A 12542-nucleotide genomic window follows, 5' to 3' on the forward strand; every position below is an offset into this window, starting at 1 on the left:
CTCCCATAGCCTCTGTCTTTTAACACAAATGCGGTATTGGCAAATTGGCCGCAGGTTCTCAACATGTATGACCAACTGCTTGGTTGAAAATTATTTAGGCTTCTTCTACAACTACCTTTTTGCCCCTGAGCTTCATAACGGCAGGCACCATGACCCACAGGGCGGCAATAACCAGAAAAGCTAGTGAAACCGGATCTTTGACAAACATGGAATAATCACCGTTATACAGGTTCATGGCCCGACGCAGATTATTCTCAATCATTGGCCCCAGAATCAGGGACAGGACAATCGGCGCGATAGGATAATCATTTTTAGCCAGATAATAAGCCGCCAGACCACTGCCAATCATCAGCAGCAGGTTGAATACACTGACCTGTACGGCGTAAACACCAAATACCGAAATAGCAACAATCCCGGGAATCAGATATTTGGGCGGTGTCTCAATTACCTTGGCAAAAACTTTAACCAACGGCAGATTTAAAATCAGCAGCATAACATTGCCGACAATCATACTGGCAATCAAACCCCAGGCAACTTGCGGATGATCCTGAAACAACAGCGGCCCGGGGGTAATATTAAACATAATGAGCGCCCCCATTAGGACGGCGGTGGTCCCTGTGCCGGGTATTCCCAGCGTTAAGAGCGGAATCATGGCTCCCCCGGCAGCTCCGTTATTGGCAGCTTCCGGCGCAGCCACTCCTTCAATCGCCCCTTTACCGAAGTTCGCTCTATTTTTGCTCAGTTTCTTCTCTACCGTATATACCATAAAGGAAGACAACGTAGCCCCGCAGCCAGGCACCAACCCCTGAAAAAATCCTAACAGCGAACCGCGGAGGATGGGGACAGTACTGTCTTTCAAGTCCTGCTTGGTCGGCATTACCCTGCCGACTTTAATCGCCTCACCTTTTGCATAGTCATTGGTTAAGATGGTTTTAAATACCTCGCCCAGCGCAAACATGCCTACTGCCAGTGTCAGAAATTCGATACCGGAATAAAGTTCCGAAAAACCAAAAGTAAGCCGGGCAACGCCGGATATGGGATCAACCCCCACTGTAGCCAAGATTAAACCAAAGACGGTCATCATAAAGGCTTTGATCTGCGACTTGCCGGCCAGGCTGCTCAAGGCGCAAAGCCCCAGAATCATCAGGGAAAATTGACCGGCAGGACTAAACTTAAGGGCAAGTTCCGCGAGCGGAACAGCCATAAAGACAAGCCCGATGCAGGCAATCACCCCGGCCACAAACGAAGCAATGGCGCAAATCGCCAGGGCCGGGCCGGCCCGGCCCTGTTTCGCCATCTGATAGCCGTCCAAAGTCGTGCAGACCGAGGAGTTCTCACCCGGCGTATTGATCAAAATGGCGGTCGTCGACCCGCCGTACATTGCCCCATAATATACGCCTGCCAGTAAGATTATAGAGCTGGTGGCAGCTTGTTCCGGCGGCAGCCCGCTTGTCAGCGTTGCGGTAACCGGGATAAGGAGAGCAACACCGCTAATCGGGCCGATTCCCGGCAGCACGCCCACCAGCGTCCCAATCAGACAGCCGAAAAATGCGAAAAATATATTAGTGGGTTCTAAGGCTATTGCGAGACCTTGAAAAAGAAATTGTAACGCTTCCACTTCCATCCCTCCTTAAAAAGGCAGCGGCGGTAATACGCCCAGGAATATTTCCACATAAAAATAGTAAATGCCGCCGGAAAATAGGGCTGCAATAATTGCTGAATGCAGGTATTTCCCTTTTTCCATAGTTTGAAAACCAGCGAACAGGAACAAAAAAGTAGAAATAACATAGCCAAGCGGCTCAATCAACAGTGCGTACAGCAGCAGTGAAATAAGAATGATAAAAAACTTCTTATACTCAAGCTGCTCTTGTTTATCAGGGGTTTTTGACCGGAGTGCCGCAATAAGATTCACCGTACTAAGAATAACGAGAATTACCGCCAAAAAGCTGGGGAGGGCCTTCGGTCCGATAGCAATCCCCACATTGGATACTGTTAATGTTTCTGCATACAGATACAGTGCGACACCTAAAACTATGAAAAGGATACTTACATAGCGGTCAAACGCTTTATTCACAACGCACTTCACCTTCCTTTCTAAAAACAGGGAGAAGACGGTGCTCTTCTCCCTGTTTTTTTACATGACCGAAAATTTATTTCGCCATGCCCATCTCTTTATAGATTTCGGTATACATAATCTGTTCGGCTTTAATATGGTCGTAGAAGCCTTTTGCATCTTTAAAAGTGTAAATAACCCCTTGCTTTTTCAGTTCGTCTTTCCATTCTTGCGTATTGCACAGTTCTGCTACCTTTTCTGCCCAGTATTTCTTGGCAGGCTCAGGTATATCTTTCCCGGCGAAAACTCCGCGCCAGTTAGTGGTAACAACATCAAAACCCTGTTCTTTATAGGTGGGAATATCTTTCATAACTTCATCTTCGGCAATTCTTACTGCCGATGAAACACCCAATACTCTTACCCTGCCGGCTTGAACATACTGTTTAATGGAAGATACGTCGGAGGTCAGCGCGTCGGCATTGCCGCCAAGCAGAGCTGTCAAGGCTTCGCCGCCGCCATCATAGGTATTGTATTTCATGCCTTTAATATCAACACCGGCTTTGCGTGCAATCAGGACTGAGTTAAGATGATCCCAGGTCCCGGGAGCACCGCCGCCGCAGAATTGTACACTCGCGGGATCAGCTTTAGCGGCATCATACAGTTCTTTTAAAGTTTTATACTTGGAATCCGCTCTGACGGCAATAACTCCGTAGTCTTCCTGCAATAATGCCACAGGATATACCTGTTCAGGACCAATCGGGCTGTTTCCGTCTTTCTTGATATAATTTAAGATAAAAGGAGTAGACGCGATCATTAATTTATGATCATTCTTTCCATCCTGGGTAGCAAACGCTACCGTGCCTGTAACCTGTCCGCCACCGGGTTTGTTCTCGACCAGTAGTGGCTGGGTAACAATTTTCTTTTGATCAAAGATTTTTGCCATAGTTCTCGCAACCATATCAAGCCCACCGCCTGCCCCTGCGACGGCCAGCAGTGTTACTTGCTTCTGCGGCGTCCAGGCTTTCTTGTCGTCAGGCGCTGCCGCTTGTTTGCTGCAGCCGGCCAAACTGATTACCAGCACAATGGCGAGCAGCACTGATAATAGCTTTGATTTTGAAAACATCTTTGCACACTCCCTTTTAATAATTGATACAAAACATTGCCAATAACTGTTGTATCCGCTCCCTTCCATCCCTCCTCTAATTTATTAAATATTCAGAACATTATTATGAAGGTGAGTCCGACGGTGTACATTATTGCCACCTATTCCAGGCAGCAAAGGTATCAGCTTTCCTTATAGGCTGTTATGCCGCAAAGTATAGCTGCTGGTATAATTATAACTAATTTTTGTAAGGATGCATAATTCAGATAAAAAATGGAAATCCATTCAAATATTAAATATCAGAATATTAAGAGAGCAAATCGAAACAAAAAAACGGCAACCGGGGAGTAGCCGGAGGCCGAGCTTTTGTTGCAAAATCCGTGTATGCAAACCAAATGTTTAAGCGCCCCTTCCTGCTGCGATTGCGCAGCGAAACGGCAAACATTTTTATTTTACAAATTTTATATTGGTTGCTACGTTGTCTCCCGAGCCACCGTTTGTTCCGCGGGAAGTGACAATGATGGTGTTCGAAACACCCAGATAGGTTGACGGTATTTTATAAACAATCTCGTAACCGCCAACCATCCGTCCGCTGTCAGTAATAAAAAATTGTTTCTCAAAGAGTTGCGAATGCTTATACTGGGTTCCATTTACCTTGATAAAAGTCAGGTTCCAGTTTGGAATGCCGGTATAGATAACACTCATATACAGCTCCGGACCTGAGAATGAATAGTCGTGCATACTTCTGGGATAGTTAGCCGGCGTAAATTGCCATTGGTAGTTACAACTCTGAGCCGTAAAGGCGTGAATATCAACTTTGGTTAAGGCCGGAGCCGGGCCTGCCATTGCCACTGCTGAGCTCAAAAATACGGCCATACAAACCAGCAAAAGGAATACTACAGACTTTTTCATATAGCTGTCCTCCGTTATAGGAATGAATTGGGGAACTGTTCAAAGCTTCCTTGCAGGGACACGGGATTGGACAAGCCCCTGCTTCCCTATCGAAATATATTCCCAATAAAGCGCAGAAATCCTGCAACGCTTTAAGAAAATACGCAAACCCCGATAATGGATTATTTATTTCCACTATCGGGGCTTTGCTTCAATCATACTCCTGCCGGCTAAGGGGTTACACTATACTTTTTCTATCAGCCTAGTTTTACCCGCGCCGCAGTTTTTGCCCGCACTTCCTCCGGATCGACTTTAATCCTGGCCACACCTGTTTCCATAGCTGCCCGTGCCACCGCGGCGGCCACTGCCGGAGCTACCATTGGATTAAATACGTCAGGGACAATATAGTCCTCCCGCAATTCATTCTCAGGAATAATATTGGCGATAGCGTACGCTGCCGCAAGTTTCATCTCTTCGTTAATCTGCCGGGCTCTTACGTCCAGGGCACCGCGGAATAGTCCCGGAAAAACCGATGAGTTGTTGACTTGGTTTGGTGCATCCGATCGGCCGGTTCCGGCTACTCTTGCTCCGGCTGCTTTGGCGTCGGCATAGTAGGCTTCGGGGACTGGGTTAGCCATCGAAATAACAGTTGAATCCTTCGCCATACTGCCGATGATCTCCTTGGTAAATATACCGGGAGCAGAAACTCCGGCAAGGACATCCGCCCCTGCAGCGATCTACGCAAGGTTCCCTTGCAATTTATTCTTGTTGGTGTCTTTAGCCAATTCAGCCTGCACCCGGTTTAATCCAGGCATACCTTCATACAGCGCGCCGGCCATGTCCACCATAATAACGTTTTCTGCACCGGCGTTGAGCAGTATCCTGCCGATAGCCGTTCCGGCAGCCCCAGCGCCGTTAACAACTATTTTCACGTTTTTTATATCTTTTTTAACAAATCTTAACGCACCGAGAATGCCAGCCAGAGCGGCGATCGCCGTACCATGCTGGTCGTCATGAAATACGGGGATATTCATTTCCTTTTTCAGAATATCCTCGATATCATAGCATTTAGGCGAAGAGAAGTCCTCGAGATTTATGCCTGCAAAGCTAGGTTCAAGCAGTTTTATTGTTTCAATAATTTTTGCTTGATCTTTCGTACCGAGACAAATAGGCACGGCATCCACATCGGCAAAGGTCTTATAAATTACACTTTTGCCTTCCATAACCGGCATGGCGGCTTCAGGCCCGATATCACCAAGACCGAGAACACGGGTACCGTCAGAAATAACAGCTATCATGTTGCCCCGGCAGGTATACTCAAAAGAAAGATCTTTGTTTAGTGCTATCTCCTTACAGGGTTCAGCAACCCCGGGAGTATAGGCAATACTGAGGTCATGCATATTCTTAAGCGGCATTTTACTGGCAACCTGCAATTTCCCCTGATGTTCTTTATGCGCATTTAAGGCTTCTTCTCTAATGTCCATGTAATCCCCTCGTATTATAAAGTAGTAGTGATTAGAGCCCCTCTCCAAGGGCTATGTGCTACAATGTTTAAGGACACTGACCGGTTACCGTTTCGACAAGGCAAAGCAACTTACAGCCGGCTCCAATAACTTACGAATGAGTCGCTGGGGTTGTATCCCTGCTATTTATTGATTAAAGGAACGGTTATGCTTCCCATTGGCATAAGAATAATACGCGGCTGTGACATACCTAATGTATTCATAGCAATTTTCATTGCTTCTTCCATATCCTTGGCCGGTGTGAATAGTAACAGCCGGGCAAGTTCCGGCGGCATGGATGAAACTAGAATAAAGTGAGCTTTTTTCATTAACCGGGTAACCGCGAAGGCTTTATGTGCACCTATCTGAAAATCCGCCCTAACAGCAGTTTCCACTTGCTCAGGTGTCGTATATTGCTGCATAGTTTTCTCGTAGGTTGCCGATCCGGAACCGTCCGCACATTCTCCGAGAATAATCACTACGCCGCCCTTCCGGACCGCGCACCAGGCATTATCCATTGTCTTCTGTAACTGATAGACATTAATATCCTTGGGGTAGCCGCCGCAAGAGGCAATGACTAAATCAGCTTCTTTCTCCACAGGCACCCCGTACACGTCATTTACAAACTCGCAACACTCCCGGTGGGCTTGAATATAGTCGCCTGCGAATACTCTTAAAAATTCTTTTTTTTCGTTTAACACGACATTAATCAAAAAGGAGGGCCGGCACATTTCCGTACCTTCTACCTGATCATGATATATTGGGTTTCCCTCTAGTTTACCGATTACAGCATTGGAATCCAGCATCAAACTATGATTTTTGCGAACAGTTTCATAGTAAGCGACACCCGGCAGCATGGCTTTGCGCCCGCCGCCGAAACCAGCAAAAAAGTGATGTACGACACTGCCTGTACAAATAATGTGATCGGCTTCCACAACCTTGTTATTAAAATAAACGGGCGTTCCATAGGAAGTTGTCCCAAAATACCGGAACTGTCCTTCATCCCGGCAATCGCTGTTATACATCCTCACCCTTTGTGCCACAGCGCTACCAACTTCACCAACCATCTCTTCTTCAGTCATCAGCCGGTGCGTTCCCAGTGCGAACACAATCCACATATCCTTGTCCGGAATCCCTGCACTGTTAAGCTCATCAAGCAGTATTGGCATAAAAATATGGCTATTGGCTACCCTGGTAGTATCATTGACAATAAATACAACAGTTTCACCGGGCTTGACAATATCCCGTAACGGCTTACACCCGATCGGGTTACGAATTGCCTCTCGGACAGACTCTGCAGGGGCAGGCAAAACCGAACATTGTTTAATATATAATTCATCAGTTACTAACGAGTCGTCAATAGTGAAGTTGACTTTTCCTTTGCCATACTTATAAGTATAATCCTTTTGCATACTCAATACACTCCATACTTTTTATTTATAAGATTGCCCATGTAACCAGATTTTTGCCAATAGTCTCCGGGACATCGCCTTCCGCATTAGGTCAATCTTAATATACTTCAAACTACCGTTAAAGTGAATAAATTAGATGGATTTTATTCCAAATAACAATAATTATTGTAACCGGTGGACTAATAGACTAACAAGGTATATAAAGAATTGTTGTTTTAATTGTCAGAACCAACAGCAAGAACAAAGACAGCATGGCAATACTTCGCTGGGTTCTAAGAAAATCGGCTTTAAAGTAATCCAGGGTCACTAAGAGGCATAAGTGGGCCGGCGAGAGTAGAATTACGACGAGCACCAACGTCAGTAACACTACCAAAATATTTATCATACTGTTCTCCTTTTTTAGTTGCAGGTTTGAAGGCGTAATAATTGATACCGAATAAGCGAATAAGCCGCATAAAATAAATTTTCCTTTTATACGGCCTACGCTCAATCTGCTACCTTATAGAACTTGTTTTAACAGTTCGACGATCTCGTCCGGGCTGTCGGCAATATGCACACCGGCGGCCGTCAGAATATCTATCTTGGATTCAGCACTGCCCGCGCCATCCGCACCCACGATAGCGCCTGCATGACCCATTACTTTGCCTTTCGGCGCGTGTCTGCCGGCAATGTAGGCTATGACCGGCTTTTTCATGTGATTTTTTATATAACTGGCGGCAGTCTCTTCATCCGTTCCGCCAATCTCGCCAATTAAAACAACGGCCTCCGTTTGTTCGTCCTCTTCAAACATCGGCAGCAGCTTGACAAACGAGGTGCCGGGAATTACGTCACCGCCCACACCTACACAAGTAGACTGGCCGATACCGTTCTTGGTCATTTCATTCACCGTTTCATAGGAGTTTGTTGCACTGCGGGACATTAAGCCAACTGAACCCTCGCTGTAAATCCGGTGGTCCATAACGTAAGTTTCATCCGTCAATTTAACTGAAACCAAATAACGGAAAAAGGAGGTGGCGCAAAACGCTCTATGCATAGCAGCGTAAAATGGCCCCTCTTTTTTATTTTACAAATTTTATAATTGTTTCCCCAAAGAGATACGCAAGCCCCGATAATGGATTATTATTTCCACTATCGGGGCTTTGCTGGTTGCAATTATTTTGCCAATAATACCGCTATGGCTTCTTTGAGTGTATTTTGTTCACCGACATTGCCCGGAAAAATAATGAAAGGTATTTGCGGAAATTTACTTTCCGCGCCGGTTTTCCATACCGGTATGCCTGGCCGGATCTGGCCCAGCACATTTGCCTGCTTGATCTTCAGCGCTTTTGTCCCAATATCACTGGAAGTAATGCCGCCCTTGGCGACAATGAAGGCCGGAGTCACCTGCAGCCTGCCAACCAGCGACTGGACGGCCTCCGATATTTTGACAGAACGGGCCAATGCGTCCTGGGGAGAATCATCTTCTAATGACAACAGCCGCCGTTTGGTGTGGACAACTACGGTAGTGCCTTGGCGTAACAGTTCTTCTTCCTGCTTTACGACCGACGCAATTTCCGCCTGAAAACGCTCTTCATCCAGCACTAAGTCGGAATTGAACTCGATAACCTGTATTCCCGGCAAGGTTTTTAACTCTTCCAGTTGGCTTGTCGTCTTTTGCGTATGAGAGCCAACCACAACGATACCGCCGGCGGCGATATCGCCGGTTATCATATCCCGCCTGGTCAGCAGCGGCTTATCGGTGATTGCACCCAGCTCTTTGACAAAGCCGGCCGCTGTGCGGAACAGAAACTGTTTGCCCTGAGCCATTGCGCGGTAAAGCGCGATACAGAACACTTTTATATCACAGGCATCAATGGCATTGACAACTACTTTGCCGAAATTGGTCATAGCCATGAGTTTGTCGGCAATCCCCTGAATATTTAGTGCCCGCAGCTCTTGCAGGGAAATGGCAACCACATTTTCTTTTTTGTAAAGTCCCCGGGATTTTTCTTCAATATAGGCGGATAAGTCCGATGATGTATAGCCAAAGGTCTTATCCTTGGCAAATTCAGTTTCCCCTGCCGGAACCAGGGCATCACCATACTGAACATAGTGAATATTATCAATGGTAAACCGGCCGCCTTCTTTAAAATAAGGGCAGATGATTTCCCCGTCAACCTTTTTGCCTGTATGATGCTCCCATTGCTCCTGCAGCATCATGGTTTCCAGAGGATAATGCCCCCTGAGGGTCGAGTCGCTGCGGCTGACAATCAGATAATCCCGCCCCTGTTCACCGGCAACCCTGGCAATCATCGCCCCGATATCCCGGTGGGCTTTGCTTGTCTGCTCTTGGGTAAACCCGCGCGAGTTTGTCAAAATGTAAAATACTTTGTTCTTTTCCTGAAAGCCCTGACTAACACTTTCATAAGTCCAATCGGTATATACCGAAATGTCGTGAACAGTTTGCGTACCTGTCGGATCATCATCCAGTACAATAATTTTGCGGGGGTCACCGGCAACAGCTTGTTGTAACAGCAACGCCACATGATTTTCATCGACCTTAGGATAGGACTTCAGCCGGTCAGCACTCAGGTGTGGTAGTGATTTCATCATTTCAACATCCTATTCATCTGCTGAGTATATTGAAGTATTTTCTGGCCTCAGCAGGAGTCATCGGCTCTTTATCCATGGCTTTGAGCAACCGGGCGGTTTTCTCCACCAGCGGTACATTGCTGTCAACAGTGGTATGAGCATCCAAATAGTTGCTATCTTCAAAACCAATTCTAACCGTGCTGGCCCCCATGCCTAACGCGGCGGCAATAATGGAAAAATCCCGTCTGTTGGCATGGGTAATCCCCCACAGCGCCTCCGGCGGTATCATTTGAATCATGGCAGCCAGTGCCTGCGGGGTAGCAGGCGCTTCGCCCTTATGCCCCAGAACGATGCTAAACAGCACCGGGGCACGAAAATCGTACTGCTCCATAAATTCCTTCATGGCAAAGATGTGGCCAATTTCAAAAACTTCCACTTCCGGTGTCTTGTTCATCCTTAATAATTCACCAATGCAGTATTCCACATCATCAAGCGGATTGCAATATACAGCCTTCCCCAGATTGGTGGAGCCGACATTCAGAGAGCAGGCCTCGACAAGCTCCGAATACAGGGGAACACAGCGTTCCTGTATGGAAAGCCGGGAAACACCGCCTGTCGATACTTCAATGATGATATCCGAGTCTTTGCGGATCAACCGGAGTGTTTCCTCCAGGAGACTCATATCGGTAGTCAGGTTGCCGGCAGCATCACGGACATGCAAATGTACCATCGCAGCGCCGGCTTGCCAGCATTGTAAAACTTCTGCCGCAATGTTAGCGGGAACAATATGTTTATCCGTACTCGCTACCGGAGCAACGGAAATCATCACTTTATCCATTATTGCCCTCCTTGTAGGAAAACGCTATATACTTTTTTACAATATCTTTTACATAGCCAATCTGGTTTAAGGAAACTTCGGAAAAATGAGGCTGTTGAGCTGCTAACAGTCCGGTTGTCTGTTGGACAGCATATACCGAGATTTCGGTATTGACATTGATTTTGGCAATGCCCCGGGCGATACAGGCTAAGATATCCTGCTCCGGCAGCCCCGAGCCGCCGTGTAAAACCAGCGGCACGGCAATCAGCCTGTTAATTTGTTCCAATATATCAAGCCGCAGCAACGGTGCTGCCTGATATAACCCATGTACCGTCCCAATAGAAACAGCCAAAGCATCCACCTGTGTCATTTCCACAAACTGTTTTGCCAGTGCAGGCTCGGTATATACCTGTACACTGGTTGCAGACCCTTCGTGGGAATGTTCACCGGCCGCCAGACACCCCAGTTCGGCTTCGACCGTTACACCGCAGGCATGAGCTACCCGGCAAACTGCCGCCGTATTCTTTACATTTTCCGCAAAGGGCAATTCCGAGCCATCATACATTACCGAGCCAAACCCTGCACGAATAGCGCGAAAAACAGTAGCTAAGTCACTGCAATGATCAAGATGCAGGCAAACAGGGGCGGCACTCCCCTCGCCTAGGCTTTTAGCAAGGGCATAGGCCGTTTCCAGGGACATATTCTGCAGATACTTGGCGCCAAAGGCCAAAATAACCGGTTTCTGCGTTTCCGCTCCAGCATCAATGATGCCTTTGAAGGTTTCATAGTTATAGCCATTGAAAGAACCAACCGCATAATGATTGCGATAAGCGTCTTTAAGTATGTCTTGCAAATTCACCAGCATGGTAAATGCCCCTTAGTGGGTTATCGGCACGGTTTTGCGCTCAGTCTCAGCTTTAACCGGTTACCTTTTCCCAATATTGATAATGAGTTTCCACTACTTCATTGATTTTAGTCCGGTCCTTTTCTTTGAGTACACGGACCATTTCTCTATGCATAAGCAGAAACTGCTGTGTTGCATTTTCATTAATAAATTTTTCGGTGGCTTTCAGCCTGGATTTTTTGGTTATTTGATCAATATAGGAGCAGATTCCTTCTAATAACGCATTTTGCGTAATCGCGACAAGCACCATGTGAAAGGCCGTATCGGCTTCAAATATAGCATTGGCATCCATGTTTTCCTCAGCAATTTTCTGTTCCAGTGCCTCCATCGCCTGTTCGACTTTATGCACGGAATCCAAGTCCAGCTTTTCCATAGCCAATTGAAAAATGCCTGCATCAATTACTTTACGCAATTCCACAATTTGTTTGGCCGAATCCTTTTGTAAAATAATTCCGTACAAAACAGGGTAGAGCATTTTGCTGTCAAAGCCTTGGTTTACAAAAGTTCCTTCCGCCCGCTTGATGGTAAGGACACCGTAGGCAACCAATATCTTTATTGCCTCACGCACAGAATTTCGCGCAACGCCCATGGATGCGCAAAGCTCATTTTCTGTTGGAATCTTGTCTCCGGGTTTCAACTGTTCATTAATAATCGCATTGGTAATATTGTCAACAATCTGATCAACAACAGATTTTCCGCCTATTTCTTTTAAAAAAGTTTGCACCGGCATGTTGGACCCCCTGATGATATTTATTCTCTAAGTATAACATCATACATTGGCCCAAAACAATATAAGGCATCTTGCGGCACAATACTCTTTCACAGGCAAGCGGATTCAGATGGGGTTAAACCCCCACCTGAATCAAGTCTCCATTTATAAAGTTGGCGCAGCGGCAGCAACCTTAGCGGCAATTTCTCCGTCCTCTTTCATACCGCCAATACCTACGGCGCCAATAACTTGCTGCCTGTCATTAACAATAGGCACTCCGCCCGGCAATCCCACAAACTTTTCGTCGGAAAAGTAGGAAATATTAAGATTTTCCCGCTGTAGACGCTGTAAAAAATCGGCCGTGCTTACTCCCATCCTGGCAGCGGTATACGCTTTATTGGGAGTAAGGTTGATGGTTAACAATTTGGCTCCGTCCAGCTTGTGAAACAGAACCAGGAAGCCATCCTTATCACAAACCGCCACACTGAAAGGCTTCCTGCCATATTCTTGGGCAACAAGCTCTTCGGCGTAGTCTGCCACTTTTTTTGCCGTTGTCAAGGTGATATTATCCAATATCTTCA

The 12542-nt window shown here is 46.6% G+C and carries 12 protein-coding genes and 1 pseudogene; all 13 read right to left on the reverse strand.

Going from position 1 to position 12542, the window contains the following annotated elements:
* Positions 1-94: 94 nt before the first annotated feature.
* The gene (locus SPSPH_RS19840) at positions 95-1618 is read right to left on the reverse strand and encodes a tripartite tricarboxylate transporter permease (RefSeq protein ID WP_109298231.1); all 1524 of its coding nucleotides are present in this window, start codon (positions 1616-1618) and stop codon (positions 95-97) included.
* 12 nt (positions 1619-1630) lie between these two features.
* Positions 1631-2074 (reverse strand): tripartite tricarboxylate transporter TctB family protein, encoded by a 444-nt coding sequence (locus SPSPH_RS19845; protein WP_075757627.1) that lies wholly within the window; start codon positions 2072-2074, stop codon positions 1631-1633.
* A gap of 76 nt (positions 2075-2150) precedes the next feature.
* A complete protein-coding gene (locus SPSPH_RS19850; protein WP_075757626.1) occupies positions 2151-3176 on the reverse strand; it encodes a Bug family tripartite tricarboxylate transporter substrate binding protein in 1026 nt (341 codons plus the stop codon).
* A 426-nt stretch (positions 3177-3602) separates the two neighbouring features.
* The gene (locus tag SPSPH_RS19855; RefSeq protein WP_075757625.1) at positions 3603-4067 is read right to left on the reverse strand and encodes a hypothetical protein; all 465 of its coding nucleotides are present in this window, start codon (positions 4065-4067) and stop codon (positions 3603-3605) included.
* Between the two features lie 236 nt (positions 4068-4303).
* A pseudogene (locus tag SPSPH_RS19860) lies at positions 4304-5530 on the reverse strand (NAD(P)-dependent malic enzyme).
* 161 nt (positions 5531-5691) lie between these two features.
* On the reverse strand, positions 5692-6960 hold the full coding sequence (gene larA / locus SPSPH_RS19865) for a nickel-dependent lactate racemase (RefSeq protein WP_075757624.1): 1269 nt from the start codon (positions 6958-6960) through the stop codon (positions 5692-5694).
* Between the two features lie 187 nt (positions 6961-7147).
* Complete coding sequence (locus SPSPH_RS19870; protein ID WP_075757623.1) at positions 7148-7345, reverse strand: hypothetical protein; 198 nt, start codon at positions 7343-7345, stop codon at positions 7148-7150.
* A gap of 114 nt (positions 7346-7459) precedes the next feature.
* A complete protein-coding gene (locus SPSPH_RS19875; protein ID WP_181382947.1) occupies positions 7460-7918 on the reverse strand; it encodes a succinate--CoA ligase subunit alpha in 459 nt (152 codons plus the stop codon).
* A gap of 194 nt (positions 7919-8112) precedes the next feature.
* Entirely contained in the window at positions 8113-9552 is a 1440-nt protein-coding gene (locus SPSPH_RS19880; protein ID WP_198931015.1) for a four-carbon acid sugar kinase family protein, read from the reverse strand.
* A gap of 13 nt (positions 9553-9565) precedes the next feature.
* Positions 9566-10369: a 3-keto-5-aminohexanoate cleavage protein gene (locus SPSPH_RS19885; RefSeq protein WP_075757620.1), complete on the reverse strand. Its 804-nt coding sequence runs from the start codon at positions 10367-10369 to the stop codon at positions 9566-9568.
* Positions 10362-11213: a class II fructose-bisphosphate aldolase gene (locus SPSPH_RS19890; RefSeq protein ID WP_075757619.1), complete on the reverse strand. Its 852-nt coding sequence runs from the start codon at positions 11211-11213 to the stop codon at positions 10362-10364. Before SPSPH_RS19890 ends, SPSPH_RS19885 begins: the two co-directional genes overlap by 8 nt.
* 52 nt (positions 11214-11265) lie before the next feature.
* Positions 11266-11982: a FadR/GntR family transcriptional regulator gene (locus tag SPSPH_RS19895; RefSeq protein WP_075757618.1), complete on the reverse strand. Its 717-nt coding sequence runs from the start codon at positions 11980-11982 to the stop codon at positions 11266-11268.
* A gap of 144 nt (positions 11983-12126) precedes the next feature.
* Positions 12127-12534: a GlcG/HbpS family heme-binding protein gene (locus SPSPH_RS19900; RefSeq protein ID WP_075757617.1), complete on the reverse strand. Its 408-nt coding sequence runs from the start codon at positions 12532-12534 to the stop codon at positions 12127-12129.
* Between the last annotated feature and the right edge of the window lie 8 nt (positions 12535-12542).

Origin of the sequence: Sporomusa sphaeroides DSM 2875, from assembly GCF_001941975.2 — a bacterium.
Lineage (GTDB): Bacteria > Bacillota > Negativicutes > Sporomusales > Sporomusaceae > Sporomusa > Sporomusa sphaeroides.

Excerpts from the sequence above, each read along its gene's own strand:
- SPSPH_RS19850 (WP_075757626.1), bottom strand. The coding sequence starts at position 3,176 with ATGTTTTCAAAATCAAAGCTATTATCAGTGCTGCTCGCCATTGTGCTG.
- SPSPH_RS19855 (WP_075757625.1), bottom strand. The coding sequence starts at position 4,067 with ATGAAAAAGTCTGTAGTATTCCTTTTGCTGGTTTGTATGGCCGTATTT.
- larA (WP_075757624.1), bottom strand. The coding sequence starts at position 6,960 with ATGCAAAAGGATTATACTTATAAGTATGGCAAAGGAAAAGTCAACTTC.
- SPSPH_RS19870 (WP_075757623.1), bottom strand. The coding sequence starts at position 7,345 with ATGATAAATATTTTGGTAGTGTTACTGACGTTGGTGCTCGTCGTAATT.
- SPSPH_RS19875 (WP_181382947.1), bottom strand. The coding sequence starts at position 7,918 with ATGGACCACCGGATTTACAGCGAGGGTTCAGTTGGCTTAATGTCCCGC.
- SPSPH_RS19880 (WP_198931015.1), bottom strand. The coding sequence starts at position 9,552 with ATGATGAAATCACTACCACACCTGAGTGCTGACCGGCTGAAGTCCTAT.
- SPSPH_RS19885 (WP_075757620.1), bottom strand. The coding sequence starts at position 10,369 with ATGGATAAAGTGATGATTTCCGTTGCTCCGGTAGCGAGTACGGATAAA.
- SPSPH_RS19890 (WP_075757619.1), bottom strand. The coding sequence starts at position 11,213 with ATGCTGGTGAATTTGCAAGACATACTTAAAGACGCTTATCGCAATCAT.
- SPSPH_RS19895 (WP_075757618.1), bottom strand. The coding sequence starts at position 11,982 with ATGCCGGTGCAAACTTTTTTAAAAGAAATAGGCGGAAAATCTGTTGTT.